The organism is Pseudomonas caricapapayae (genome assembly GCF_001400735.1).
GTDB classification, from domain to species: Bacteria; Pseudomonadota; Gammaproteobacteria; order Pseudomonadales; family Pseudomonadaceae; genus Aquipseudomonas; species Aquipseudomonas caricapapayae.
In genome coordinates, this window is the sequence record NZ_LJPW01000146.1 from 79,058 (window position 1) to 105,390 (window position 26,333).

At 58.1% G+C, this 26,333-nt stretch carries 20 protein-coding genes and 3 pseudogenes; 11 read left to right on the forward strand and 12 right to left on the reverse strand.

All coding sequences use genetic code 11. The features are described from left to right. The first annotated feature begins 113 nt into the window (after positions 1-113). Positions 114-1,733, forward strand: coding sequence for a glucan biosynthesis protein D (locus ALO80_RS21405; RefSeq protein WP_055010429.1), 1,620 nt, complete (start codon positions 114-116; stop codon positions 1,731-1,733). A 357-nt stretch (positions 1,734-2,090) separates the two neighbouring features. On the opposite strand, the gene ALO80_RS21410 is transcribed toward ALO80_RS21405, so the two are convergent. Together ALO80_RS21410 and ALO80_RS21415 are read right to left on the reverse strand one after the other, a co-directional pair. Then, positions 2,091-2,822, reverse strand: coding sequence for a hypothetical protein (locus ALO80_RS21410; protein WP_055010430.1), 732 nt, complete (start codon positions 2,820-2,822; stop codon positions 2,091-2,093). A gap of 168 nt (positions 2,823-2,990) precedes the next feature. Further along, positions 2,991-3,485, reverse strand: coding sequence for a CesT family type III secretion system chaperone (locus tag ALO80_RS21415; protein WP_055010431.1), 495 nt, complete (start codon positions 3,483-3,485; stop codon positions 2,991-2,993). Between the two features lie 195 nt (positions 3,486-3,680). Between ALO80_RS21415 and ALO80_RS21420 the strand changes: the two are divergent. The 3 genes and pseudogenes from ALO80_RS21420 to ALO80_RS21430 all read left to right on the forward strand — a co-directional run. Then, positions 3,681-3,932, forward strand: a pseudogene (locus tag ALO80_RS21420) (IS91 family transposase); the annotation flags it as partial. Positions 3,933-4,441: 509 nt separating this feature from the next. Then, complete coding sequence (locus ALO80_RS21425; RefSeq protein ID WP_055010432.1) at positions 4,442-5,725, forward strand: hypothetical protein; 1,284 nt, start codon at positions 4,442-4,444, stop codon at positions 5,723-5,725. 84 nt (positions 5,726-5,809) lie between these two features. Beyond that, the gene (locus ALO80_RS21430) at positions 5,810-7,696 is read left to right on the forward strand and encodes an acyltransferase family protein (protein ID WP_055010433.1); all 1,887 of its coding nucleotides are present in this window, start codon (positions 5,810-5,812) and stop codon (positions 7,694-7,696) included. Positions 7,697-7,821: 125 nt separating this feature from the next. Here ALO80_RS21430 and ALO80_RS21435 read toward each other — a convergent pair whose 3' ends face one another. The 9 genes and pseudogenes from ALO80_RS21435 to ALO80_RS21465 all read right to left on the reverse strand — a co-directional run bounded on the left by ALO80_RS21435 (position 7,822) and on the right by ALO80_RS21465 (position 17,819). Further along, positions 7,822-8,460 carry a response regulator transcription factor gene (locus tag ALO80_RS21435; RefSeq protein ID WP_055010434.1) on the reverse strand — a complete coding sequence of 213 codons (639 nt, stop codon included), beginning with the start codon at positions 8,458-8,460 and terminating at the stop codon, positions 7,822-7,824. Further along, a complete protein-coding gene (locus tag ALO80_RS21440) occupies positions 8,460-9,527 on the reverse strand; it encodes a sensor histidine kinase (protein ID WP_055010435.1) in 1,068 nt (355 codons plus the stop codon). Before ALO80_RS21440 ends, ALO80_RS21435 begins: the two co-directional genes overlap by 1 nt. A 48-nt stretch (positions 9,528-9,575) precedes the next feature. Further along, positions 9,576-10,880, reverse strand: a complete 1,305-nt coding sequence (locus tag ALO80_RS21445) for an ABC transporter ATP-binding protein (RefSeq protein WP_055010436.1) — start codon at positions 10,878-10,880, stop codon at positions 9,576-9,578. Positions 10,881-10,901: 21 nt separating this feature from the next. Continuing rightward, complete coding sequence (locus ALO80_RS21450) at positions 10,902-12,656, reverse strand: ABC transporter permease (protein ID WP_055010437.1); 1,755 nt, start codon at positions 12,654-12,656, stop codon at positions 10,902-10,904. A gap of 376 nt (positions 12,657-13,032) precedes the next feature. Beyond that, positions 13,033-13,896 (reverse strand): methyl-accepting chemotaxis protein, encoded by an 864-nt coding sequence (locus tag ALO80_RS32625; protein ID WP_408003288.1) that lies wholly within the window; start codon positions 13,894-13,896, stop codon positions 13,033-13,035. A gap of 39 nt (positions 13,897-13,935) precedes the next feature. Further along, positions 13,936-14,955: pseudogene (locus ALO80_RS32630) on the reverse strand (methyl-accepting chemotaxis protein); the annotation flags it as partial. A gap of 184 nt (positions 14,956-15,139) precedes the next feature. After that, positions 15,140-16,009 (reverse strand): methyl-accepting chemotaxis protein, encoded by an 870-nt coding sequence (locus ALO80_RS32635; RefSeq protein WP_375233306.1) that lies wholly within the window; start codon positions 16,007-16,009, stop codon positions 15,140-15,142. Beyond that, positions 16,010-17,170: pseudogene (locus ALO80_RS32640) on the reverse strand (HAMP domain-containing protein); the annotation flags it as partial. 424 nt (positions 17,171-17,594) lie between these two features. Then, positions 17,595-17,819: a DUF6555 family protein gene (locus ALO80_RS21465; protein WP_055010440.1), complete on the reverse strand. Its 225-nt coding sequence runs from the start codon at positions 17,817-17,819 to the stop codon at positions 17,595-17,597. 427 nt (positions 17,820-18,246) lie between these two features. On the opposite strand from ALO80_RS21465, the gene ALO80_RS21470 reads away from it, so the two are divergent. Together ALO80_RS21470 and ALO80_RS21475 are read left to right on the forward strand one after the other, a co-directional pair. Then, positions 18,247-19,128 (forward strand): manganese catalase family protein, encoded by an 882-nt coding sequence (locus ALO80_RS21470; protein WP_055010441.1) that lies wholly within the window; start codon positions 18,247-18,249, stop codon positions 19,126-19,128. Between the two features lie 38 nt (positions 19,129-19,166). Next, complete coding sequence (locus ALO80_RS21475) at positions 19,167-19,364, forward strand: hypothetical protein (RefSeq protein WP_055010442.1); 198 nt, start codon at positions 19,167-19,169, stop codon at positions 19,362-19,364. Between the two features lie 98 nt (positions 19,365-19,462). Here the strand turns inward: ALO80_RS21475 and cysC are convergent, their stop codons facing one another. Further along, positions 19,463-20,083 (reverse strand): adenylyl-sulfate kinase, encoded by a 621-nt coding sequence (gene cysC / locus ALO80_RS21480; protein ID WP_055010443.1) that lies wholly within the window; start codon positions 20,081-20,083, stop codon positions 19,463-19,465. 217 nt (positions 20,084-20,300) lie between these two features. Between cysC and ALO80_RS21485 the strand changes: the two genes are divergently transcribed. The 5 genes from ALO80_RS21485 to ALO80_RS21505 all read left to right on the forward strand — a co-directional run bounded on the left by ALO80_RS21485 (position 20,301) and on the right by ALO80_RS21505 (position 26,333). Further along, positions 20,301-21,752, forward strand: coding sequence for an iron-containing redox enzyme family protein (locus tag ALO80_RS21485; RefSeq protein ID WP_083493362.1), 1,452 nt, complete (start codon positions 20,301-20,303; stop codon positions 21,750-21,752). Beyond that, entirely contained in the window at positions 21,749-22,693 is a 945-nt protein-coding gene (locus ALO80_RS21490; protein WP_055010445.1) for a N5-glutamine methyltransferase family protein, read from the forward strand. The genes ALO80_RS21485 and ALO80_RS21490 overlap by 4 nt, the downstream gene beginning before the upstream one ends. A gap of 171 nt (positions 22,694-22,864) precedes the next feature. Continuing rightward, positions 22,865-23,278 carry a VOC family protein gene (locus tag ALO80_RS21495; RefSeq protein WP_055010446.1) on the forward strand — a complete coding sequence of 138 codons (414 nt, stop codon included), beginning with the start codon at positions 22,865-22,867 and terminating at the stop codon, positions 23,276-23,278. Between the two features lie 131 nt (positions 23,279-23,409). Continuing rightward, entirely contained in the window at positions 23,410-25,554 is a 2,145-nt protein-coding gene (locus tag ALO80_RS21500) for a TonB-dependent receptor (RefSeq protein ID WP_235812504.1), read from the forward strand. Next, positions 25,554-26,333, forward strand: a complete 780-nt coding sequence (locus tag ALO80_RS21505; protein ID WP_055010447.1) for an ABC transporter ATP-binding protein — start codon at positions 25,554-25,556, stop codon at positions 26,331-26,333. The genes ALO80_RS21500 and ALO80_RS21505 overlap by 1 nt, the downstream gene beginning before the upstream one ends.

Genomic DNA, 26,333 nt, shown 5'->3' on the forward strand with positions numbered 1-26,333 from the left:
CGAACGGGATCTCGTCTTTGTTATCTGTTGTGGGTAGTTTGCGTTCGGCAAGGAGTCGTTGGCGCGCCATTTTTTGTGCAGGACGCACAGAATTACTCAGAGGCTTCACCTTTATGAATCGCAGAAATCTCCTGAAAGCGTCCATGGCGTTGGCCGCCTACGGCAGCGTATCGGCCTCGGGGCTTTTTGCTGCGCGGGCACTGGCCGCCGCAGCCGATGGCGAGATCGAACACTTCGATTTTGCAGAGTTGCAGGCGCATGCCAAGAAGCTTGCGAGCAAAGGTTATGTGAGCAACAAGCAGGTGCTGCCACCGGTACTTGCGAACATGACGCCGCAGCAATTCAATGCCATCCGCTACGATCCGAATCATTCGCTGTGGAAAGACGTCCACGGCCAGCTCGACGTGCATTTCTTCCACGTCGGCATGGGCTTCAAGACCCCCGTGCGCATGTACAGCGTCGACCCGCAGAGCAAGCAGGCGCGGGAAGTGCATTTCCGCCATGACCTGTTCAACTACGAGAACAGCGGGATCGACAAGAACCTGGTCAAGGGCGATCTGGGCTTTGCCGGTTTCAAACTGTTCAAGGCGCCTGAAATCGCCATCAACGACGTCGTTTCGTTCCTCGGTGCCAGCTACTTCCGGGCCGTGGACAGCAACAAGCAATATGGTTTGTCCGCCCGTGGCCTGGCCATCGACAGCTATGCCAAACGTCAGGAAGAATTCCCCGACTTCACCAAGTTCTGGTTTGAAACGCCGGACAAGAACGCAACGCGCTTTGTGGTGTACGCGCTGCTCGACTCGCCAAGTGCAACCGGCGCCTACCGCTTCGACATCGACTGTCAGGCCGGTCAGGTGGTCATGGAAATCGACGCGCACATCAATGCCCGTACCGATATCCAGCAACTGGGCATTTCACCGATGACCAGCATGTTCAGTTGCGGTACTCACGAACGGCGCATGTGCGACACCATCCATCCGCAAATTCACGACTCGGATCGCCTGTCCATGTGGCGCGGCAATGGTGAGTGGATCTGCCGTCCGCTGAACAACCCGGCCAAACCACAGTTCAGCGCCTTCGCCGACACCGATCCGAAAGGTTTCGGGCTGGTGCAGAGCGATCACGAGTTCTCCAGCTATCAGGACACTGTGGTCTGGTACAGCCGCCGCCCGAGCCTGTGGGTCGAGCCGATCACGGCGTGGGGCGAAGGCGAGGTCAGCCTGCTGGAGCTGCCCACCACTGGCGAGACAATGGACAACATCGTGGTGTTCTGGACACCGAAGACGCCGGTCAAGGCCGGAGACTCGATGAACTATGGCTACAAGCTGTTCTGGAGCCCGTTGCCACCGGTGAGCACGCCACTGGCGCAAGTCCACGCCACACGTTCAGGCATGGGCGGTTTTCTTGAAGGCTGGGCGCCGGGCGAGCACTACCCGAAAACCTGGGCACGCCGCTTTGCGGTGGACTTCAACGGCGGCGGCCTGGATCGCTTGCCGGAAGGTACCGGGATCGAACCCATCGTCACCGTCACTCATGGCAAGGTGCAGGACTTCAACATCCTCGTGCTGCCGGACATCAAGGGCTACCGTGTCACCTTCGACTGGGTGCCGGACAGCGACTCGGTCGAGCCGGTTGAAATGCGCATGTTCATCCGCACCGGCGACCGTACGCTGAGCGAAACGTGGATGTACCAGTACTTCCCGCCAGCACCGGACAAGCGCAAGTACCCTTGATACGCAGCTGTGTGACGCAGGGCATTTCCACGCGGAGTGAGGAACGATAGGTATCTGCAGGAACGCCAGCGCGAGGAGCGCAAGGTCTCTGCAGGACCACTATCGTGCCCATACTCCAGCGTGGGCATGTCGTTCCGGACGCTCCGCGTCCGGCTCTGACAAGCCGCGTTCCAGCTCCGCGTTGAAGCAGTGCAACCGATCTGAAGCTTAGACCGGTAAGCAGCCCGAATCGTATGCCTTCATTGAAGGCACATCTTCCTACGCATCGATATGAAGACATGAAGCCTCCCTCCACATAGCACCAGCTTGATGCTTTCCGAGGGAAATTTTCGGGGATTCCGGCGTACACCCCCTTATTCAGACATAATTGTTTACGATAGCGTCTCTAGCATTCAGGTAGCTTTCAAGGTAAGAAAGCGGCACGCTGTTGAAAGCCGACTCCCTCCCGGATGGATCCCGATAGACGGTGTGCAGGTTTTGCGTCCCTGCCACTTGATCGAACATGACCGGCTTGTTTTCTCGAATTACCGATTGTGCGTAAAAAGCGCCGCTGGAGCTTGAATACGACTTCGCTCTTATTTCAGCATCCACCCTGTCGTTGGAAACGGGCTTGAGGGCAAATGCAGCTTTAAGCTTGGCAGACCGTATAGGACCGCCTTCAGAAGCGGTCTCGGTGACAACAGGCGTCGTGGTAACGCTTCTCTCACCATATGTATGAACTTTTTTCAGCCCCTGCCAAGGATCCACTACTACCGCATGGTCGCCAGTGTTGCGGTCTCGCCAGTCGCCGACAATCACAAGGCTGTGCTGATATGACTCCAGCACTTTAAGCACAGGCACGTTCCTCTGATTGCGCTGGAGCTCGGCAAATACCGTTTTCGCGTACTCACCGCAATTGCCGCCACCGGTCTCCATTATGCCTTTGATCTGCTGGTCCTGGCTCGCTCGTTCGTCAACACGACTGCGGCACATTTCCTTGCGCATCCAGCTTCGTCCGCCACTCATCCACACGTTGGCTTCTTGATTCCCCGGGCCGTCCGGAAAAGTTTCATGGGCGGTCTTCAGCAAGATATTATGCGCCAGAGACATTGTGTCGAAGGTCGCCGCAGACACCTGGATTATCTGACCATTGCGCCTTCCCGCAGACAATGACTCAAGGCGCGAGTCATGAGCGTCTGATAAGGAAACATAGTGATTGGTCGAGTGGGTCGGGCTGCTACCGCTTGGTCCAGCAAAGCAACGAAACATTACAGCGCCTCACAATTTAATCGATGGATGCAGCCCGTGTGATGCAGGCGCTCTCGCAAATGATACAGACCGATTGCCGAGCGGAGATTTCAGCCACTCCCCCAGTGCCTGAGCATGTTCGATGACACTATCGACCAGCCTGAATATTCCGGCAGAGTCCAGTTCCGACAAGGGTTGCCGCGTAGAAAGTAGTACTTCTCTGGTTTCCGGAGCGACGCCCACGCTCAGCACTGGATGCTCAAGGCCGAAAAGATTTTCCGACAGTAAAGCCATATAAGCGTCATCACCAACCTCTTCTGAAAGTCTTCCCGCTTTACAGGCAATACTCAGATAACCTCGTAGATTGCCCATAAGATAAATGTCCAGGTTTTCAATGGACACAATAAAAACGTCCCGACCCTGAGTATCTGCTGGGGAAACATTGATTTGATATTTTTTCAGCAGATCAGCGATGACGCTCTGAAATACAGGATCTATCACAGTGGCTGAGTCTCGGCTAACCATTGCACACCCTCCCAAAAACCTCCGCACTTTCGGTTGCACCGAAAGGATCAGCACTCTATTTATGAAAAAAAGCTCACACTAAGTGGCGCTGACAAAAAATGAGTTCCGTGAAAGACCAAGTAATTGGCATCAATCCGCACCAGTACTGGCTTCCCGCCCATGACGGAAATTTCGGCGGTTCCGGCTTACAACCCCTATCAGCAGGAAACACTGAGCCAGGCCAACATGCTGCGCCGGGTGTATGAGGCGCTAAGCATGGAAAGGCGTGGCAAAGCGCAAACACTGTATTTTGCGCAGATGAGCAAAGCGTTCTTGCCTCGGGATCCGTTCAGCTGCGTGCTGTGCGGAGCGCGGATGGTGTACACCGCAGCCATCGCCGGCCTGACAGTGCAGGGCCTGGTCAACAATGCCCAAAGCATCGCGAAATTGAGGTATGTACGGGACTGATGCGGGGAAGGTGCGCCTGACATTCACGAAACACGGCAAAACGCGTTTCCCCAGAATCGACGCCACGTCGGCATCACGCCGAGAGAACCTTTTTCGGCGAATTACCTTGTATAGGAATTATTGAAATTCCTATACAAGAACTGTAGCGCGTCGCAGATTTGTGACGCAGAGCGTCACGCAAGGCATTCCCACGCGGAGCGTGAGGAACGATAGGTGTCTGGGCTGGAGCGTGTGGAGCGCAAGGTGTCCAGGCCGAAGCGTGAGGAACGACAGGTGTGTTTATGGGCATGTCGTTCCGGGCAGGATGTGCAGCACATAACCCTTAATCCCGATTAATTAATTGACAGTTGCCCAAACTGCGACTGATATACGTGTTGTCATGCCGTTGCGAGCATTCGCTCCAGACCCTTTATCTCCCAAAGCCTTCCTGTATCGACGCGAGCCTCGTGATCGTCGTGCGGTAGCTTTGTCCGCGCAATTCCCTCGACGCATATCAGAAGGCAGCCAGCATGGCGTTGACTACTGCGAACAGCGCCGACGCCAGGTCGTCGCTGATGTCCTTTGACAAGTCCACAGTGATGGTATGGGTCGCGATCAGCCTGATACTGGTCGAAACCTTTTCCGGAGCCTTGCGTTTCTACTTCGATCAGGCAGGCATCAGCCCCCTGCTCTACCTGCCCAAAGCCGCCTGCATCCTGCTGTTTACGCTTGAACTGCGCACGTTCAGAGCCGGAAGGTTGTTCTGGACGTTCATGATCCTCTGGCTGATTTCAGGGCTGCTGGCCATGTTGCATCGCGCCAGTGTCTACAACCTCGCGTTCAGTCTGTTTGCACTGAGCCCGTTGGTGTTTGGCCTGGTCTGTGGCAAGCACCTGCTGTATCGCCGCAAACTGTTGTACCGGGCCATCGGCTTTTGCCTGCTGGCCTCACTGCTGGGCATCGCTCTGGACAAGTTCACCTCGGTGCCCTGGAAGGGCTACAGCTACAGCGTGGGTGAAACCGAATTGAGCGCCAACACCACATGGAGCGCGGACGAGGTGGACCGCATTGCCGGCTTCGCCAGAGTGTCCAATGTGCTGTCGATCATGATCGCCTTCTACACGCTGTACCTGCTCATGTTCCTGCGCTCGCGCCTGATGATGCTGTTGCTGAGCGCCACGGCGCTTTACGCCATCGTGCTGACCACCAGCAAAGCACCGGCGGCCGCGTTTGCCTTAACCATCGTTCTGCTGTCGATGCGGCGGATGAACTGGACTTGCCGGGCGCTCTGTACCGTAGTGGTGGGCATCGGGTTGCTGCTGCCGACTCTGGGGCTGATTGCCAGTCCTGATGCCTACGTGGTCAGCAGCGGCGGCCCTCTGGCGTCGCTGTATGACCGGCTGATCAATACCTGGCCCGGCCTGATCAGTGCCATGAGCCGCGAAGGCTGGATGATCAGTGGCGCGGGCTTCGGCATGGTCGGTAGCACGATGGGGTTGTTTCCGGTGGCCGGTGGCGGAGTCTTTCTCGGCATGGACAGCTCGGCCCTGTATCTGTGGGCAATGCTGGGCGTGCTCGGGCTGTTGCTGTATGCGCTGCAGATACCGCTGCTGTTCAGGCTGATCGACGACCAGACCCGTGTCGGTCACATGCTGTTGGCCATCAGCTTCTGCTGGTGCCTGATCAGCTGGACCACTGACATGTTCGAGGTGGCTGTTGCCAACCTGTTTATAGGCCTGGCAATTGGTCATGTGATTGGCGCACGACATTCCGCTACGGGCCAGGCATTCGGCCTGACGTCGACTGCCCGCTAAATACCGACAATCCTGTTGGCAACGGTCGTTTTCGGCTGATCCGTAGCCCCTTTCGCACGATCATCCACTGGATGGCTTTCTCAAATGGACTTTAGAAAAGACATTAACGGACTGCGCGCCATCGCGGTGATCGCAGTGCTGCTCTTTCACTTCCAGCCTGCCTGGCTGCCTGGCGGTTTTGCCGGTGTGGACGTGTTTTTCGTGATTTCGGGGTATCTGATTACCGGGATCATTCTGCGGGGCCTGAGGAGCGGCAAATTCAGGCTGGCGGCGTTCTATGCGTCGCGGGCCAGACGCATTGTCCCGGCCCTTGCCACGCTGTGTCTTGCCTTGCTGGTGCTGGGCTGGGTTTCTCTGTTGCCGCTGGACTACAGCGCATTGGGCACGCAGGTGGCCAGCAGCCTGGGGTTCGTCTCCAATTTTGTCTATTGGCGCGAGGCCGGTTACTTCACCGCCGGTGCTCATGAAAAATGGCTGCTGCACACCTGGTCGCTGTCGGTGGAATGGCAGTTTTACCTGCTGTACCCGATTGCGCTGTTGTTACTCGCTCGCTTCGTCGCGCTGCACAACCTGCGCTGGTGGGTGCTGGGTGCATGCCTGGGGGGCTTTGTGCTGTGTGTGCTTGCCTCGTCCCAATGGCCGGAGGCTGCTTTCTACCTGCTGCCGACCCGCGCCTGGGAGCTGCTGGCGGGTGGCGTGGCATGCCTGTTCCCGCTGCAACTCAAGGCCATGCAGCAACGCGTTCTGGAGCAGGTCGGAATGGGGCTGATCGTGGCCGGTTTCTGCCTGTTGTCAGTGCAGGACACATGGCCAGGGCACTTGGTATTGATGCCGGTGCTGGGGACTTTCGCGGTGATCGCGGCGGCACGCAATGACTCGCTGCTGACCTGCAACCCGCTGTTTCAGTGGACAGGCAAACTGTCGTACTCGTTGTACCTGTGGCACTGGCCAGTGGTGGTGTGGATGAACTACGCCGGTTTGCTGAACGAGACTCGCACGGTGCTGCCGGGCATTGGTATCGCGGTGATACTGGGGCTGATTTCATCGCGGCTGATCGAGCAGTCCGCCAGTGCCCATCAGCCTGACCCGCGCCGCAGGTTTACCACGCTGGGTACGCTGGTCGTGTTGGTGTTCATGGGTGGCGCGCTGGTGAGTGCAACGCAAGGGGTGGTATCGCCACTTCGCCCGATCAGCGTTTCGGACAGGGCGCATTTCATTCAGGAATACGTTGATCGCCAGCACAACCTGTACGAGCCTTATTGGCTGAAATGTGATGCCTTTTCCGCCCTCACCCAGCGTGGCCAATCGGGCATCGACGAGGCCTGTACTCGCAAACAGGGGCCAGGGGGCGTGTTCTTGTGGGGTGACTCTCACGCACAGGCGCTGTCGCTCGGGCTACGAACCCTGCTGACTCGCAATACGCCCTTCTACCAGGTGGCATCGGCCAGCTGTCTGCCCGGCCTGAGCGACCATGCGGGCCGTACCTCGGCAACCAGCAAAGCCTGCGATTACTCCAACAGGACTGCCCTGCAAAGTATCGAAAGGCTACGTCCGGACATCGTGGTCATTGCGCAAAAAGATGGCCATGACAAAACCGACTGGCAGCGGATCGCGACCCGACTCAAAGGCTTTGGCGTGAAGCACATTGTGCTGATCGGCCCGGTACCGTCGTGGAATCCATCGCTGCCCAGCGTCATAGTCAACCGTCATTGGGGACTGAGCGAGTCGCATATCCGCGATCCGGCACTGGATCAGAGCGTCATGCTGGTGGACCAGGCAACCCGCAGGCTGGCCGCATCCGCAGGCATCCGGTTTGTGTCGCTGATCGACAAACTGTGCATCGCCGATGCCTGTCTGGTACGTGTGGAAGACAGCCGCTCATTGCTGCAGATCGACTCGGGGCATCTGAGCGTAGAAGGCTCGCTGTACGTCGTGCGCAACTACGTGCTGCCGCAGCTGGTGAATGAGTGAGCACGCCGTTTTGCGATGCAAGGCGGAACCCAGCGTATCCCCACAATCCGTACACGAGAGAACGCCACCGTACCTGAGCCCCCGCCGGTATTTGCGGACGTTCTGCGTCCGATCCTGACGCTTGATCAGTGAAGCTCTTTGAGCCGCTCGGCAAACTTGACGAGGTCGGCCAGAGAGTCGGCTTCCATCTTGCGCATGACCGAACCACGCCGGACCTTGACGGTGATTTCACTCACATTCAGGCGGGCTGCAATCTGCTTGTTGAGCAAGCCACTGACGACCAGTTCCATCACCTGCTGCTCGCCCGGATTGAGGCTGGCATGACGACGCTGTAACTCGGCTTCGATGGCGGCGTTGCGCCGACGGCCACGGTCGCGCTCAAGCCCAGCCTGAAGTGCGTCCAGCAGGTCCTGTTCACGAAAGGGCTTGGTCAGAAACTCTACCGCACCGGCCTTCATTGCCCGCACGGACATGGGAATGTCGCCATGCCCGGTGATGAAAATGACCGGCAGAAAAATCCCCGACCTGGCCATATGCTCCTGAAAGTCCAGGCCGCTCATGCCCGGCATGCGGATGTCCAGGATCAGGCAGCCCGGCGCGTCAGGACGAGGGGTGTCCATGAACTCGCGGGTCGAGCCGAACAGCATGCTGCGCAATCCGACCGATGCCAGCAGGTCTTCCAGAGACGAGCGCACCGAAAGGTCGTCATCAATGACAAAGATGATCGGCTCTTCGGCCTGCGGAGCGGTGGTGATTGTGTTCATCAGCTTTCCATCTTTCCAGTGGGCAGAGTGAAATGAAACATAGCCCCGGTTGACGGGTTGGGCGTCATCCAGATCCGGCCGCCATGAGCTTCGATGATAGACCGGCTGATCGCCAGGCCAATCCCCATACCCTCCTCCTTGGTGGTATAGAAAGCGTCGAAAAGCCGGTCGGCTTCTTCCGGCTGAACCCCTATGCCGCTGTCGCTGACAGTGAACTCGATTTCCATGCCCCCACGCCACTCGACCCGTACATTCAACTGCGCCTGTTCGGGTTCGACTTTCCTCATCGCGTCCATGCCATTGAGCATCAGGTTCAGCAACACCTGCTGGATCTGCACCCGGTCAGCCAGCAATGGTGGCATGCCCTCAGGTACGTCAACCGACAGTGTCACGCCCTGCCCGTCCAGCTCGCTGTGCGCCAGCGCGACGATCTCGGCCACCGTGTCTGCCACGCTGATCCACTCTTTGTGCGTCGACGAGCGCTTCGCCAGGGCGCGGACTCGCACGATGATATCCCCGGCGCGGTTGGCGTCACCGATCATGCGCTCGACGGCCTGGCGGGCCTTTTCCAGATTGGCAGGCTCGGTGGCCAGCCAGCGCTGGCAGGCGTTACCGCTGATGACAATCGCGGACAGCGGTTGATTCACCTCATGGGCAATGGACGCAGCAAGCTCGCCCAACTGGTTGACCCGGGCGATGTGCGCCAGCTGCGAACGCGCTTCATGGACCGTGCGGATGGCCCGCGCCATGCGCAACGCCAGCCAGGTAGTTATGGCGATGGCGGCCAGACTGATGACGCAGTTGATCAGCCCGGACGCCTCACTGCCTCTGGAGGTGGTCATCTCGTAACTGACCACCGTGAGCAACATGCACACCAATGCCACGACAATCACGCCCCTGGCCGGCAAAAACCAGACTGCCAGCAACACCACAGCGATCTGGAACACCCCCACGGCGATCTCCAGATCGGTAAGGGTATCGGCCACCGCGATCACCAGCGCCAGCGCCAGCAAAGCGACCCACCTGACTGCCATCGCAGCCCTGCTACAGGATTCTGGCTCGTGCATCGGCACCCTCTCGCTCTTCAAACGCCCGCAGAGTATGTCTTACACATCTCAGGACGGGTTATCCAGACTGAACTGATCGGCCAGTTCATCGTACGCGAACAGCTCGGCGTAGCGCCCCCATTGTGTGACGACATTCAGGGTCTGCATGGCATCGCTTTCGGACATGAAGTCTTCCAGTTGGTCGCGAAATCGCCGCGCCGGGGCTGTGTGCGTGGGGCGATCATCCAGCACCCGCCGAATGTGCGCCACCAGCGGCACGAAGCTCAACAGGTGTTGGGCAAACAGTTGCTTGCGTTCATCCACATCCGCCAGCGCATAGCGATTTGCGGCAGGCAGCAGGCGAATGTCACCGCCCTTCAGTTCAGCGAAGCGCAACAGTTGCAGAACCTCGGCAATCGGGAACAGCTCGTCCGCATTGTAGTGAAGTGCACTGGCCAGCTCCGGCAGGTCCGCTTTGAGGCTGTAGGGCGGCGCATGAATGGCTTCGATCAGCCCTGCCAGCGCATTGGTGGACACCTGTGGCAACACCATGCCCAGCCCGGTGCCAGGAAATACGCCCTGACGAATCTCGCCGGCATCGTTGTCCTGGGTCATCAGCACGTAGATTTCTTCCACCAGCGCGCGGAAAATCGGGTCCTGACGATTGCGCGGTTGGGGCAGATCGACCTTGATCTCACTGATCACCCGGCCCGGATTGGAGGAGAACAGCAGGATCCGATCGCACATCAGCACCGCCTCGGCAATGTTGTGCGTCACCATCAGGATCGACTTGATGGGCATGCGCCCTTCGCTCCACATGTCCAGCAGGTCGGTGCGCAGGGTTTCAGCCGTCAGCACATCGAGTGCGGAAAAGGGTTCGTCCATCAGCAGCACATCAGGGTCGATCACCAGCGCTCGCGCCATGCCCACGCGTTGGCGCATGCCGCCGGAAAGCTCCTTGGGATAGGCGCTTTCGAAACCGTCCAGGCCAATCAGGTCGATGGCCGCCAGCGCCCTCTTGCGGCGTACCGCTGCCGGCACGCGCTGCGCCTCGAGCCCGACTTCGACGTTTTCCAGCACCGTCAGCCACGGAAACAGGGCAAAGCTCTGAAACACCATGCCCACCGACATCGCTCGCCCCTGTGCACGACGAGGAAAGCTCACCTCGCCTTCGGTGGGCGCCACCAGGCCCGCGATGGAGCGCAACAACGTGGACTTGCCCGAGCCGGAGCGGCCCAGCAGGCCGACTATTTCGTTCTCGTTGAGCTTCAGTGTCACGTCATCCAGCACCAGGCGCTCTTTGCTGCCTTTGCCGTACACATGTCGGACTTTCTGAACATCTACCAGGCAACGCGTTTCGACAGCCATCATCATGGCGCCCTCCCTTACAAAAATTCACACAAGACTCAGGCGGCGCTCGGCAAACCCGTACAGCGGACGCCACAGCAACCGGTTGAACCCGATCACGAAGACCGACATGACGACAATGCCCAACGCGACGCGTGGAAAGTCTCCCGCCTGGGTCGCGTTGGCGATGTAAGCACCGAGCCCCGCCGCTTCCAGGTGCTGATCGCCCCAGGACACCGCTTCGGCGACAATGCTGGCGTTCCACGAACCACCCGATGCAGTCAGCGCTCCGGTGACGTAGTAAGGGAACACGCCCGGCAAGGCCACTCGCCGCCACCACTGCCAGCCGCGCATGTTGAACATGGTCGCCGCTTCGCGCAGATCGGTAGGCAAGGCGCTTGCCCCGGCGATCACGTTGAACAGGATGTACCACTGTGTGCCGAGCACCATCAACGGCGAGAGCCAGACGTCCGGGTTCAGGTGCAGACCGACAATCGCGATCACGGCAAAAGGGAACAGCACGTTGGCGGGAAAGGCTGCCATGAACTGCGCGATGGGCTGCAACCGCTCGGCCCAGACCGGACGCAAGCCGATCCATACACCGACAGGCACCCAGATCAGGCTTGCGATGACGATCAATACGATCACCCGTACCATCGTGGCCAGCCCCAGACCCAACGCAGTGGCCAGATCGCTCAGGCCCAGCGATGTCTCGATGAACCTGAACAGGTAGACACTCCCGGCCAGGCAGGCGGCCATGACCAGCCCCAGCCACAGACAGTCGAGCAACCGGACAACGCCAGGCGAGAGCTTTACGTTCCAGAGCCGGGATGCCACGCGCCAGTCGATCAGCATCAGGCATTTCCACGGCGCAGCCAGGATCGAACCGAGCATGGGCGCCACTCGGGAACGGCCCAGCAGGCTGTACATCCAGGAGCGCGGACGCTTGGACGAGGCGGTTTGCTCGAAGCGGAACTTGTCCGCCCACGCCACGATAGGCCTGAACAGCAGTTGGTCATAGGCCAGAATCACCAGCGCCATTGCGCCCACCGCCCAGGCAATCGCGCCAAGGTTTTTCTGCTCGATGGCCAGCGCCAGCCATGACCCGATGCCAGGCAGATTGACCGTGGTATCACCCACTGAAATAGCTTCGCAGGCGACCACGAAAAACCAGCCGCCGGACATCGACATCATCATGTTCCATACCAGCCCCGGTATGGCGAACGGCAACTCAAGGCGGGTAAAACGCAGCACTGGGGACAGCCCGAACTGGCGTGTGACTTCATTCAGGTCGCTTGGCACGGTGCGCATTGACTGATAGAAACTGAACGCGAGATTCCATGCCTGGCTGGTGAAGATGGCAAAAATAGCTGCGCATTCAACGCCCATCTGCCGACCGGGAAACAGCCCCATGAAGAACGTCACTGTGAACGTCAGAAACCCCAGTACCGGAACCGACTGAAGAATATCCAGCGCCGGGATAATCACGTGTTCGGCCTTGCGACTTTTTGCCGCCAGGGTGGCCACGACAAACGTGAAGATCAGGGAGGCCGCCAGTGCGATGAACATGCGCAGTGTGGTGCGCAATGCATACTCGGGCAGGCGCGCCGGGTCCAGGCTCATCGGGCTTGAGTTCAACGCGGCAAGTGGCTGCATCATCTGGCTTGTGCCATACAGCACCAGTGCAATAAACACGGCAATAATGACCAGGCAGAGGCCATCGGCCCAGTACGGAGTGCGCGCGCCGGGTTTTACAAAACGGGGCGTGCGCAGGCTTTTACCGAATTCAAATATAGAATGCATTGCTCACCTCGCATCGGCTGTGCAGGCGCAGACACGCCGGCTCTATGAGCAGACGGGCTGTCAGCGATTAGACATAAAAGGCATTAATGGCTGCCGGATAATGAGGTAAAGCTTATCGAGGTTTGAACAATAGATATAACCTGCAAAAGTAGGTCATGTTTATCTGTCAGTATGGGTTATATATACCAACGTATAGTGCGCTGACGCTCCTGCCCATCGTGTGATGAACGATCACCTCAACTGATTAAGTTATCGTGCGACTTTGAATGCGCGGCGCAGAGCGTCACGCAAGGCATTCCGACGCTGGCGCGTGCGCAACGATAATCTCAACTGCTTCAACTATCGTGCGGCGCTCCGCGTCGGCATGCAGCCCTCATTACACCCGAAAGTGGCTGACCATCATCTGCAACTGGCCTCCCAGACGTGCCAGCTCAACGCTGGAGGCTGCGGTTTCTTCGCTGGCTTCGGCGGTCTGTTCGGATACATCGCGAACGTTGACGATACTGCGGCTGATTTCGTCGGCCACCGAGCTTTGTTGCTCTGCAGCGGCGGCAATCTGCTGGTTCATCGCTTGAATGTTCGACACAGTCCGGGTGATGCTTTCCAGTGACGTCCCGGCCCTGCGCGTCAGCTCGACGCTGCTGTCAGTCAGCGTGCGACTGCCCAGCATGATGCCCGACACCTGACGAGTGCCGTTCTGCAATGCAGCGACCAGGCCCTCGATTTCTTCGGTGGACTGCTGGGTTCGTTGTGCCAGACCACGAACCTCGTCGGCCACCACGGCAAAACCGCGACCGGCTTCCCCGGCACGCGCAGCCTCAATGGCCGCGTTGAGTGCCAGCAGATTGGTCTGCTCGGCGACGGCCTTGATCACATCCATGACCTTGCCGATCTTGTCGCTTTCCTGCTCCAGCACGTTCATCGCGTCGGATGAGCGCACCACCTCGGCGGCCAGCCTCTCGATCTGCTGGATGGCTTTGCCTACGACCTTGTCGCCTTCACGGGCCTGGTTGTCGGCATCGGAAGCGGCAACCGAAGCCTGCTCGGCGTTGCGCGCTACCTCATGCACTGTGGCTGACATTTCATGCATGGCAGTCGCCACCTGATCAGTCTCGACCTTCTGACTGTTGACGCCCGCGCTGGTCTGCTCGGTGACCGCCGACAGTTCTTCGGCAGCGCTGGCAATCTGCGTAACGCCGTCGCGAATACCGGAAATCAGCTCGCGCAAGGTTGCGCCCATGCGCTGGATGCCCTGCTGCAATACGCCCAGTTCGTCACGCCGGGTGACTGCCTGCGTATGAGTCAGGTCGCCAGCGGCGATACGTTCCACAATGGCCAGCGTGTCGTGCAACGGTCGGGTGATCTGACGGGTAATGACGATGGCTGCAAGAATGCCCAGCAACATGACCAACAACACGCAACCGATCTGCAGATTACGCGCCTGAGCGGTATCTTCCTTGCCCATCTGCATCTGAATGCCGTACAGCTCTTCGCCCAGCTTGACGATGGCGGCGCCCTGGGAGGTCAGGTCCTTGCGCACGCTGGCAGCCGTCTGAGTGGTAGCCTTGAACGCGTCGACCGAACTGCGGTAATTGCGCAGAGCGGTTTCAAACTGGGTAATCTGATCGCGACTGGCAGCGCCAAACGTGGTTTTAAGTGCGTCCAGATGACTGATCGCTGCATCAAGCTGCTGGAAGGCGGCGGCCTCTGCCTTGTCATTCGGATTGCCGGTATAACCCCGTACCTCGTAGCGAACCAGAATAAGGTCTTGCCTGGCGGTAGCCGCCACTCGGGCTTGATCGAAACGCGCCGGGTCAGAAGGATCCATCTGCATGACAGCATCGTTCAATGAGTCGACAGCCCGCATGGCGAGCATGGCATTGGTGGTCATCTCGCTACGCACTCTGGCTCCGGCCTGGTACGCAGCACGCATGCTGTTCAAGGACATTTCATAGTTGCGAGTGACGTCGGCGAGCTCACGCAGAGGCTTCAGGTTGACCGGATTGTTGAAGCTGATGAGCAGTGATTGCTGCTGGGCTTTGAAGACATCCAGTTTGCTCTGCATATTTTGTGCGGCGGTTTCATCGCCGTCAGTCAGCATGTATTGCAGGCGCGCGATCCGCAGGTTGGTGAGATTGTCACTCAGCTCAGTGATATCGCCGATTCGGTCAGTGCGATTGATGAGTTTATCGAGGCTGGTCCAGCCGACGAGTGCGAGGATGGCAGTGAAGAAGAGAACGATCCCAAAGCCCAATGCCAACTTCATGTTGACGCTGATGTTCGCAAAACTGCTGTTCATAAAATCTCCTGAATATGCTTTTTGTGCGCAACGAAAGAGCTGAAGATTTGTTTTTATGGACAGCAAACCCGCGCGCCAGAGCTATCGGCCGCAGAAGAGCAAAACTTGATCAAAAAAAGGCAATCAGCGCCCGGGCGCTGACTGAAGAAGGGTGAACCGGGAGGCTGCAAGCCCCCCGATCCGGTCAGGCAACCAGCTTGAAACGCGCTACGACATTGCGCATGTCGGTAGCGACCCGTGCCAACTCTTCGGCAGTGACCGCGTTGTTGTCGATGCCCAGCATCAACGTCCCGGAGCTGTTGCGAATCTCCATGACATTACGGTTAATGTCCTCGGACACCGCATGCTGTTGCACCGCAGCGCTGGCAATCTGAGTATTCATCTCGACAATACGCTCGACGCCCTGGCTGATACTCGACAGGCTGCCGGAGGCGTCACTCGCGGCACTGATGCACGCTTGAGCCTTTTGCTGGCCAGCCTGCATTTGCTGCACGGCAGCATCGGTAGCACTTTGCAGTTGCTGAATGATGTTGCGGATTTCTTCGGTCGACGCTTGAGTGCGCGAAGCCAGCGTGCGCACTTCATCAGCGACCACGGCAAACCCGCGTCCCTGCTCGCCCGCCCGTGCCGCTTCGATCGCGGCGTTAAGAGCCAGCAGGTTGGTCTGATCGGCAATCGTACTGATGACCTGAATGACGCCACCAATCGACTGGCTGTGCAGGGCCAGCGCCTGGACTTTCTGGGCACTGACCTCCACTTCTTCCGCCAGGGCCTGAATGGTCGAGTGGGCCTGATGCATGATGCGCAGCCCGTTACGCGACGCCGTGTTCGCTTCATCGGCAGCCAGCGCGGCGCCCTCGGTGTTCTGCGCCACATCGGCCACGCTTGTGGTCATCTCGTTGATAGCGGTCGCCACTTGCTCGGTTTCAGCTTGCTGCGCGTTCATCGACTGCTTGGCCAGGCCGATGGATGTGCCCAGCCGGGCAGCCACATCAGAAAGCTCGTAGGAAGTGCGGTCCATGTGCGAGATGGAACTGGCAAATGCTTCCGCCATCAGGTTCAGGCCGTTGGCGATATCCGCCACTTCATCCTTGCTGCTGACCTGTACGCGGGCGCTCAGATCACCTTCTGCCAAGCGGCGAGTGACGCCCAGCAGGCCGTCGATGGTCAGGCGCAGAGCGCGGTAGATACTGAAGAACGCATAGAGCAGCAATAAACCCATGATTACGCACATGGCGATGACGACCTCGCGTTGCAGCAGAAGCGCGTCGTAACGCGCATCCAGTTCCTGCTGAAGCGCAGCCTGTATCTCGTCCTGAGCCTTGTAAAGACCCGCTACCACGACATTACCGCGAGCACTTAACGCCTGTCCCTGCTGTGCAGAGAACTCTGTACCCCTGACGTACGCATACATGTCGTTGCGAAAGCTGTCCATTGCCGAAGTTGCCGTAGCGATAGGGTCGCCAATGCGTGCAGCAAGCTCTGGAGCACGGCGCTTGAGCAGTCGAATGCTTTGCTCCAGCTCCGCGCGAAATTGCAGCTCGATCTTCAGCAGGCTTTCGAGCGAACCGCGCATGGGTACGCTAAGCCCCTGACCGGTACTCAAGCCCGCCGTGATACCGCGGATCTGGCCGGCCACGTTGATTTCTCTGGGCATGCGGATGGTGCTCAGGTCGATCAGAAACAGTGAGGCGTAATCCTCGTCCAGCACCATGCCCGAGGTAGCCGAGACGTAATAGATAAAGTTGAGTGTCTGGGCCAGCTGTTCATTCCACTGGGCAAACACCTCATCTTGCGAAAGGCCGGGCTTGACGCTTTCCATCAGAGAACGGGCGCCTTCACGAAGACGCTGCACACGATTCTCCGTTTCCAGCACACGTCCCTGGCGAGCATCCATGTCCGCGAGGTTATTGAGAGCAGTCTCAAGCTGAGTGCGATTGCTGGCCAGATCCTGAGCGGCAGACGCATCACCGGCGAGCAAACGGTTGGTTGTCGCACGTTGCAGCATGGAGAGTCGCAGAACCGGCGTCATGACATGCAGGTATTCACGACCGATACGTTCTTGCGCAACGGTGTCGATACTCGCATTCAGGCTGTTGAAGACGCGAAGGCCCAGAACGATCAGCGGGATGACAATAATGATGGCTAAAACGGCAAACTTGGCAGGGAACCGCAGGCGATTGGTAAGGTAAATACCAGGCGAAAGGATGTTCATAGTGTTCTCTTTTTAATTAGAGTGCCCGATCCGGCTGAAAAATCTCCTTTCTTTGCATCACGGCAGGTGCAAGGTCAGTTATGCGACGTTGAAGGACTTCATCCATCCAAGTGAAGGCATAGTGACATCATCTCAGAGCGATGCCCCATCGAGAAGTTCAATGGGGGCCATAGCCTGACACCGGACTATCGGCAAGGCCACGTGGAACGTGAGGTTGTGGGGTTGGCAAGTGACAGGCGGAAGCGACGCGGGGGGCTATGAAGCCAGTGGTGAGTAATGATCCAGATGAGGGGGTTTCAGACCAATTCGGGGGGAAAGACCTCTGTCCGGCCGATCTGCCGATCGCAGAATTTTCAGCGCATACACCGTCGCGCGTCATCGTGACGCACGACGGTGAGAGCCGTATTGAGGTGAACGAGGACTTTCAAGCCTGCGTCCACTCCACGTTCGACAACCCGAGCTTTTCAGCCTGAGGCTTGCTCAATTTGGGGACCGGGTCGGAGCGGTATTTGGGAATTGCACCGAATCCCGCATCCACCGACGCCCAATGCCAGGCTTCTTTATTGTCCATGACAACCGCTCTTATGTAGAACGTCTTGTAACTGCCATGCAGCAGGTAATCGATACGGTAGTGTTTTTCATCAGCCATTGTGTTGCTCCTGCTTTGTCGACTCGCAAAACAGATCGCAGCCATTTCAAAAAATTCAAAATATTAATGCCGTCATGTAAATGATATCATATAGCCATATCATGGCGCGCTTTTATACCTGAACCCCACGGTCTGCTTAATGATAGAGTTTGTTTATAACTGAACTTTTTCAGTGTTTTTCCGCTGTAATTACTGGCCAGCCTCTGGCCATTGATAATAGGCGCGCTAACTAATTTTAATCGATACACGGCGAGGTTAAGGGAATAATAAAATTCTATTGAACCGGACGTTTAACGCCGCCCGTCCCCTTTAAAAAAGTTAGTCGTAACGATGCACTGCCTCAGTCTCTCATACCCTGTGACTGCGTTGAATGAAGCCCATCCAAATGGGTTGACGCTTACCAAGAGACCACGCCTGAGGACACGACATGTTTATTCATAACAAGCGACTTCAATATACCGTCCGGGTAGCGCGACCCAACCCTGGACTGACCAACCTTCTACTCGAACAGTTCGGCGGAGCCCAAGGCGAGTTGGCCGCAGCAGGACGTTATTTCACTCAAGGGTTGAGCGAAGAAGATCCAGGTCGCAAGGACCTGCTGATGGATATCGCCACCGAAGAGCTGAGCCACCTCGAAATAGTCGGCTCGATCATCGTCATGCTCAATAAAGGTGCCAAAGGCCAGCTCGCTGAAGGCATTGAAAAGGAAGGCGAGCTCTACCGCGCCATCAACGGCAATGGCAACGACTCACATATCACCAGCCTGCTGTACGGGGCCGGTGCCCCGTTGACCAACTCTGCCGGTGTACCGTTCACGGCGGCATATATCGATACCATTGGCGAGCCCACTGCTGACTTCCGCTCCAATATTGCGGCGGAATCCAGAGCCAAGATCGTTTATGAGCGCTTGATGAACGTCACGGATGATCCAGGCGTGAAAGAAGCGCTGGGCTTTCTGATGACACGGGAGATCGCTCACCAATTGTCGTTCGAAAAAGCCCTGCACGCCATCCAGCCCAACTTCCCCCAGGGCAAATTGCCCGGCATGCCGGAATTCACCAACACGTACTTCAACATGTCCGGCGAACCCAATGTACGCGGTCCGTGGAACCAGGGCGGTGACTGGAAGTATGTGGAATCACCACAACCGGCAGTCGACGGTGGTGATGGCAGTGCATCCGTCACGCTGGATGCCAAAGATGCCGAGGTGCTGGAAATGATGAAGGAGCGGACCCAGTCCGATCCAAGCGCAAACCCGATTACCGGGGCGGATATGGGCTCAGGCTTCGTACAGGGCAAAGACGCCTGACACGGGTTCAAGACTGTCTCGTCAAGGAGAATGGAATCATGAAAAAACTTCGCTCCCGAAAACCTCGATCGTCTTCGGTCGAGTTCGATACGGCGTTGACAGACACCGTATTCGTAAACGGGCTTCGCTCTTTCGAAGCCCAGGCGCTGCTTGCACGTCGTGGCTTTCAAGTGGTGATGGCCGCCAGAGTCTTCGGGGTTGGAACATTGCTGGACAACAACTTGCCGACACGCTGATGGCTTGATCATCACTGCAGCGATGCAATCCCTATGATCCGCAGGCGGGCCTGAGACAAGCCTGTCAGCGGATTTTTTGATTGAAAGACCGAAACGGCCTATTCACGAACGTTTGGCTCCTCTGTTATCAACAGAACATCCAGAATCCGCGCCAGGCACTGTTCAATCGAGAGGTGCCGTGTGTCGAGCTGCAACGCGGGATTGACGGGCGGCTCATAAGGCGCACTGATGCCGGTGAAGTCTTTCAACTCCCCCGCCACCGCCCGGCGATAAAGCCCTTTGGGATCACGCTGAATGCAGGTTTCCAGGGGGGTGCTGACAAACACCTCAATGAAACGTTCGTGACCGATGATAGCGCGGGCGGCTTCCCGGTCCGCCTCATAGGGCGAAATGAATGATGAGATAACGACCAACCCTGCGTCATTCATCAACCGGGCGACTTCAGCGATACGTCTGATGTTCTCCGAACGATCGGCGGCAGAGAAACCCAGGTCCCGGCATAAACCCTGACGCAGGTTGTCGCCATCCAGGGTATACGCAAGTTTGCCAAGGTCCATCAGCGCGCGCTCCAGTGCAAACGCAATGGTGGACTTTCCAGAACCGCTGAATCCGGTCAGCCAGATTGTTTTCGGCGCTTGCTTCAAATACTTCTCACGGTCTGTCGAAGACACTTGGCTGGTTTGCCAGACAAGATTCTTTACCTGATGTGAGTTGTCCATGATCGCCTGTTCCTGATGTGCGTACCGAACGAGGATACATTTTTTCCACCCGGCATCAGCGCTCATGGAATAACCATAATCGCCACCTATCGGTCCTCGGAAAAATACGCTGAATTTCCCCGTACCGCGACACTCACTTATCTACGTTGCATAGAAAAACAGAAAGTCTCGAATGACCGCGTCAATCGTGATGTTCAACTGCCGAGGTACGATTTTCATGACGTCTCTTCAAGTGATGACCGGCACTGCCGTCGTCAAAACCGTGGTTGAAGAAGCCTGTTCAAAAACCGTCTATCAATCATGGATGAGTGAACGTGCTCCAGAACATCAACACGATGCGGCCATGTTTCTGAATCACTGCCTGGCTCAGGCCGAGCGGGAAAACTGCGACCTTCCGGCTCAGCCTGAAACGCTTGAACACTGGATGGAACAGAATGTAGGGGTCGTGGCCGATCAGTATGCGCTCTACCTTGAACAACGTCGTAACGGGCAACCGAGACGGTTTTTCAGGACCAAGGCGCAGGCCATGTATTTCATTCAGCAGGTCGCGCCAACCAAGCTGGTCGACGGTGCGTGGTTGTATGGCTTGCTGCCGCACTGGGCGGACTACCGTTTTCACGGCCTGATTCGTACTTACCTTGAGGAACTGGGCGACGGCGAACAGGCACAGAATCATGTCTCTCTGTACCGCAAGTTGCTGGCGGATCTGGACTGCGATACCAGCGCCCCGCTCACTGATGACGCTTACCTACAAGGTGCCATTCAGTTGTCGCTGGGGCAACTGAGCGAGCACTACCTTCCCGAGGTCATTGGTTACAACCTGGGGTACGAGCAGTTGCCGCTGCATTTGCTCATCACCTCGTTCGAGCTGAATGAGCTGGGTATCGACCCTTATTACTTCACACTGCATGTCACGATCGACAACGCCAGTACCGGCCATGCGCGCAAGGCTGCGCAGAGCGTTCTGGAGCTGCTGCCTGTAGGTCAGGAACGCGACGAGTTCTATCGCCGTGTCGCCAATGGCTACAGGCTGAACGAGCTGGGCATGGGCTCTACCCAGGTGATCCAGTCGTTCGATCTTGAGCAGGAAGTGATCGCCATGCTCGAGCGCAAACGCACCTTCGGCCAGCACATGCATTCCGACTACTGCCGTCTCGATGGCAAGACGGTCAACGAGTGGCTGGCCGAACCCGACCAGATCCCGGAATTTCTTGCCGTGCTGCAAAACCGGGGCTGGATCAAACGTCATGAAGATCCCCTGCACAGCCGTTTCTGGAAGCTGTTCGAAGGCGTCGGCGCTCCCATGTTCGGCGTGTTCAATGGCTACGAAAAGCAGCTCATGCATGACTGGATCGCCGGCGACTGGCTGTCCGATGGCAGCGCTCAGCCAACTGTCGGCAAGCGGCTTCCGGAAGCATTCCGCTCCCGCTTTCGCAACCTGCAAGGCAGCGCTCAGCCTTCGCCGGCTTTGGCCACGGCCGCATCGGCCGACGCTGATCCGGATGTACGCGAACTGCACATGAAACTCGAATCGGCGGCGGCGTCCGAGAAGATGTCCACGCTGATCGAAAGCATGTCGCCAGCAAGGCATGCCACCGCCGCCGGACTGCACGCGACTCGCCTGTTTGTCAGCAGCATGGCCGAGCGAGTGACGGGAGCTTGCGTATGAATAACTCACTGCCGGACAGCGCCGCGCTGATCGCGCTGGCACAGCGCCTCAAGACCAGTGGGTATCGGTTTGTCACACCCACTCCGTTGACTCATAAGCATGTCAATCAACGTCCGGAAAACCGTGTCGCTGCGTCGCTAAGAGACGTATTCGGCTGGAGCCGTTCGATACCGGAATCCATGCTGCCGGTGGCCGAGGCGCAAGGCTTGCTGGAAGCCGGTATTCTTCAACGCAGCGAAGACGGCTTGAAGAGCCGGGTCAGATTTTCCAGCCTGGATGACTTGCTGCTGGTGCACTCCGCGTTTCCAACTGCCGATGAAGACTCGGTATTTTTCGGCCCGGACACCTACCGCTTTGCGCACTCCATCCATCGCCATTTGCAAAGTACTTCGCAGCCGATCAACCGCGCGGTCGATATCGGCTGCGGTACCGGCGCTGGTGCCATGCTGGTTGCAGTTGCACGTCCGCAGGCGCAGGTTCACGCGGTCGACATCAACCCCAAGGCCCTGCATTTCGCTCAGACCAACGCCATGATAGCCGGGCTGGAAAACATGGAGTGCTGCCACAGCGATATCCTCTCGGGCCTGGCCGGTAACTTCGACCTTATTGTCGCCAACCCGCCCTACATGAAGGACGCCAAACGCCGGGCTTACCGCCATGGCGGCGATGCATTGGGCGCAGACCTGTCAGTACGCATCGTGCGTGAGGCACTGGATCGCCTTGCCCAGGGCGGCTCGCTGGTGCTCTACACCGGCGTGGCTATGGTGGGTGAGCATGACCCGTTTTTCGAAGCTGTGCGTGACGATATCGATCATGTAGCGCTGGCATGGACCTACCGCGAGCTGGACCCGGATGTGTTCGGCGAAGAGCTGCTTGAAGAGGGCTACGAGGATGTGGACCGTATTGCCGCAGTAGAGCTGGTAGTGACACGACGGGCCTGAAACCCCTGCACGAGCGGCTGTCATCCCTTCGATAGTTCAGGCTTATAGCGCACATAAGAACCAAGCATTGGTCAGTCTGCCAGCCCCCCGGTAACACTTGCCCCAAGCCCTTGATCAACAGAACGCTGTTGATCGAGAAGACTTGGCGCGAAACGCAAGGGATGACGACAGATGCTACGACTGAACAAGATTATCGAAACGGCGCTCTATGTGGATAACCTTGCGAAGGCCAGGGATTTCTATTCAGACACCCTTGAACTGGAGGTCATGTTTGAAAGCCCGACATTGGTGGCCTTCAATGTGGCCGGGGTGAGCACGTTGCTGTTGTTCAAGCGCGGCGCTTCACTGCAGACGCAGTACCTGAGCGGGGGAGAAATACCGCCGCATGATGCACAAGGGCAAATTCATGTGTGCTTTGCCATCAACGCCGACCAGATGCAACCGTGGGCCGACCGCCTTGCTGAGGCCAGAGTGGCCATCGAAGGCAGAACCGAGTGGCCGAAGGGCGGATCAAGCATTTATTTCCGCGACCCCGATGAAAATCTTGTTGAGCTGCTGACCCCAGGGTGCTGGGCCATTTATTGACTGGTCAAAGGATACGGGGGCAGACAGAGGCACATTTTGAAGATTGACGAAGGCGTATGTCGACTGACAAATGTTATGTTATAACAATTACGAGTTATCAAACGCAGTCCTTCAAAGCGACCCTTGTCCCCATGATCAGCCCTTTTTTCCAGCCTCGCCCTGTGGTTACAACGCTCTGCCTGCTGTTCAGCGGCGCAAATTACGTGAGCGCTTCCGAGCAGGTCGAGCTTGCTTCGTCCACCATAAAAGCCACAGCCCAGCCTCAAGATGGAGAGCATCTCGACTCCGTTGGCAATGCCGGTTCTCGCCTGCCGATGACGGCCTTGCAGACCCCGGCCAGCACCAGCGCTCTCGATGGAAACGAAGTGCGCCGGCGCGGTGACGCAAACGTGCAGCAGGCCGTTGCCCGCAGCCCCGGCATCACGGCCATAGGGACGCCCGGTGATGGCGGCACCGCCTTGTCCGCGCGTGGTTTCACAGGTCAGGGATCAGTGATGCAGTTGTATGACGGCAGCCGCATGTACAGCGCAATGGGCACTGTCACCCTGCCGGTCGACACCTGGGCAATCGACCGTATTGAAGTCCTGCGCGGTCCGGCCTCGGTACTCTATGGCGAAGGTGCCACTGGAGCGGTGGTCAATGTGATCCCCAAAAAGCCTTTCGAAGGGGACATCGAAAACCACCTGCGCCTTGGCTACGGCTCTTACGACAGCCAGCAGACAGCGCTCGACAGTGGCGGCTCGTTGACCGACCGGTTGAGTTACCGCTTGAACCTCAACCAACTGCGCAGTAATGGCTGGATCGATGACGGCGAATCGCGCAGCACGTTTTTCAGTGGTGGCCTGCGCTGGCAGGCCAGTGACAGCCTGTCTTTCACCCTCGCCCACGACGGCGGCAATCAGCGCCCGATGAACGACTTCGGCGTGCCGATGATCAACGGCCGCTACCACGAGGGGCTGCGAGACAAGAACTACAACATCGAGAACGACAAGCAACATTACGACGATCAATGGACACGGCTGACCACAGACTGGCAGATAGCCGATCAGGTGACTTCATCCAACGAGCTCTACTACCTGACCTCGCAGCGACGCTGGCAGAACGCCGAAAACTACAACTGGGACGCTGCCACGCAGCAGCTGTCGCGCAGCGGCTATTTAAGCATCAAGCACAATCAGGAACAGGCAGGGGATCGCCAGACGTTTACCTTCAAACACAGCCTGGGCGGGCTGGACAGCCAGAGCGTGCTGGGAATGGACGTCAACCGCATCCGTTTCAAGCTGACCAACAACTCGCCCTACAACGATGTAAATCCGACGGGAGACCCCATAGACATCGAACACCCCGAACCGGGCCGGTTTCAGAGTGCATCACCGTATTCGGAGCTGTTCAAAAGCACCACTCGTCAACTGTCGGTCTTCGGCGAAAACCGTACCCGGCTGAACGATAAACTCTCGGTGATCACAGGCGTACGGCGTGACTACGTAGATATCGAACGCAATGCCCTGCGCGATGACAGCCGCACCGAAAAAGACCTGATCGGCAACAACTGGAAGGTCGGACTGGTTTACGCACTGACGCCGGACAGCTCCGCCTACGCGCAATACTCAACCAGCACCGACGGCGTTGGCAGTCTTGTCTCGCTCAACCCCAACCAGCAACAATTCGACCTTGCCACCGCCAGGCAGTCAGAAGTGGGTTTCAAGCAGGCCCTGTGGAACCAGCGCCTGGAATGGACGCTGGCGGCTTACCACATCGTCAAGAAGAAGCTGCTGACCACTGACGCCGGCAATCCTGACCTCACCCAACAGGTGGGGCAGCAGTCTTCCGACGGGCTTGAGGCCAGCATGAAGCTGCAACTGCCGCAGGACTGGGCCCTGACAGCCAATGCGGCCATCGTGCGTGCCCGTTATGATCAATTTGATCAGAGCGTATCGGGCATAGCCGTCTCGCGTGACGGCAATACGCCCGTCGATGTGCCAAGGCGCACAGCCAACCTGTGGCTCGATAAACAGCTTGGCAGTTCTGTGCAGATCGGCGGCGGGCTGCGCTATGTCGACCGCCGATACGCCGATATCGCCAACACTCACCAGCTGCCCGCCTACACCGTGGCCGACGCCAGCCTGTCATGGAAAGCGCTGCGCAATACCACGCTTGGCTTGCAGGCACGCAATCTGTTTGATCGCCAGTACGCAGCGAGTCAGTACAACGAGGGTCAGCAATGGATTCTGGGAGAGCCCCGCTCGCTGTACGTGACTGCGGACCTGAGTTTCTGATGCTTGCGCTGGAGCGTCTCGCGTGGGCCCCGGAACAGACGTCAGTCTGCGCCCACGAACATTTCGCCCTCAAGGATATCGACCTGCGGATCGCTGACGGCGAGTTCGTCGGCCTGATCGGTCCCAACGGCAGCGGCAAGACCAGCCTGCTGCGTTGCGCGTTCCGTTACAGCCGTCCGCACAGCGGCAAGGTCGTAATCAGCGCTCACGACATCTGGTCTCGCAGCCCGCGCTGGTGCGCCCGGCATGTTGCGGTGGTTGCGCAGGAATTTCCCGATGCGTTCGGCCTGACGCTACTGGACGTGACGAACATGGGCCGCGCCCCTCATCAGGGATTCTTTGCGGCGGACAGCGCCCACGACCGTGCCATTGTGCACAACGCTCTGAACGCTGTCGGGCTGACAGGCTATGAACAGCATCGTTTCGACACGCTCTCCGGCGGCGAGAAACAGCGTTGCCTGCTGGCGCGCGCTCTGGTGCAAGAGCCTCGGTTGATGGTGCTGGACGAGCCGACCAATCACCTGGACCCGCGCCATCAGCTGGAACTGCTGGCGCTGGTCAAACAACTTGGCGTGGCGACGCTGGCGAGTATCCATGACCTCAACCTTGCCGCGGCATTCTGTGACCGCCTGTGCGTCATCCATCATGGCCGGCTGATCGCTCAAGGCACGCCACAAGAGGTACTGACCCCGGAAATGCTGCTCAACGTGTTCGGCGCCAAAGCGCTGGTCGATAGCCATCCTCTGCGCGACTACCCGCGCGTTACCTGGATACCGTGA

What these genes read in the sequence shown, in the direction of transcription:
- ALO80_RS21425 (WP_055010432.1), top strand. Translation starts at nt 4,442, where the DNA reads ATGGCGTTGACTACTGCGAACAGCGCCGACGCCAGGTCGTCGCTGATG.
- ALO80_RS21445 (WP_055010436.1), bottom strand. Translation starts at nt 10,880, where the DNA reads ATGATGATGGCTGTCGAAACGCGTTGCCTGGTAGATGTTCAGAAAGTC.
- ALO80_RS21500 (WP_235812504.1), top strand. Translation starts at nt 23,410, where the DNA reads ATGATCAGCCCTTTTTTCCAGCCTCGCCCTGTGGTTACAACGCTCTGC.
- ALO80_RS21465 (WP_055010440.1), bottom strand. Translation starts at nt 17,819, where the DNA reads ATGGCTGATGAAAAACACTACCGTATCGATTACCTGCTGCATGGCAGT.
- ALO80_RS21415 (WP_055010431.1), bottom strand. Translation starts at nt 3,485, where the DNA reads ATGGTTAGCCGAGACTCAGCCACTGTGATAGATCCTGTATTTCAGAGC.
- ALO80_RS21440 (WP_055010435.1), bottom strand. Translation starts at nt 9,527, where the DNA reads ATGCACGAGCCAGAATCCTGTAGCAGGGCTGCGATGGCAGTCAGGTGG.
- ALO80_RS21495 (WP_055010446.1), top strand. Translation starts at nt 22,865, where the DNA reads ATGCTACGACTGAACAAGATTATCGAAACGGCGCTCTATGTGGATAAC.
- cysC (WP_055010443.1), bottom strand. Translation starts at nt 20,083, where the DNA reads ATGGACAACTCACATCAGGTAAAGAATCTTGTCTGGCAAACCAGCCAA.
- ALO80_RS21450 (WP_055010437.1), bottom strand. Translation starts at nt 12,656, where the DNA reads ATGCATTCTATATTTGAATTCGGTAAAAGCCTGCGCACGCCCCGTTTT.
- ALO80_RS21405 (WP_055010429.1), top strand. Translation starts at nt 114, where the DNA reads ATGAATCGCAGAAATCTCCTGAAAGCGTCCATGGCGTTGGCCGCCTAC.
- ALO80_RS32625 (WP_408003288.1), bottom strand. Translation starts at nt 13,896, where the DNA reads ATGGGCGCAACCTTGCGCGAGCTGATTTCCGGTATTCGCGACGGCGTT.
- ALO80_RS21505 (WP_055010447.1), top strand. Translation starts at nt 25,554, where the DNA reads ATGCTTGCGCTGGAGCGTCTCGCGTGGGCCCCGGAACAGACGTCAGTC.
- ALO80_RS21435 (WP_055010434.1), bottom strand. Translation starts at nt 8,460, where the DNA reads ATGAACACAATCACCACCGCTCCGCAGGCCGAAGAGCCGATCATCTTT.
- ALO80_RS21470 (WP_055010441.1), top strand. Translation starts at nt 18,247, where the DNA reads ATGTTTATTCATAACAAGCGACTTCAATATACCGTCCGGGTAGCGCGA.
- ALO80_RS21490 (WP_055010445.1), top strand. Translation starts at nt 21,749, where the DNA reads ATGAATAACTCACTGCCGGACAGCGCCGCGCTGATCGCGCTGGCACAG.
- ALO80_RS21430 (WP_055010433.1), top strand. Translation starts at nt 5,810, where the DNA reads ATGGACTTTAGAAAAGACATTAACGGACTGCGCGCCATCGCGGTGATC.
- ALO80_RS32635 (WP_375233306.1), bottom strand. Translation starts at nt 16,009, where the DNA reads ATGGCGGAAGCATTTGCCAGTTCCATCTCGCACATGGACCGCACTTCC.
- ALO80_RS21475 (WP_055010442.1), top strand. Translation starts at nt 19,167, where the DNA reads ATGAAAAAACTTCGCTCCCGAAAACCTCGATCGTCTTCGGTCGAGTTC.
- ALO80_RS21410 (WP_055010430.1), bottom strand. Translation starts at nt 2,822, where the DNA reads ATGTCTCTGGCGCATAATATCTTGCTGAAGACCGCCCATGAAACTTTT.
- ALO80_RS21485 (WP_083493362.1), top strand. Translation starts at nt 20,301, where the DNA reads ATGACGTCTCTTCAAGTGATGACCGGCACTGCCGTCGTCAAAACCGTG.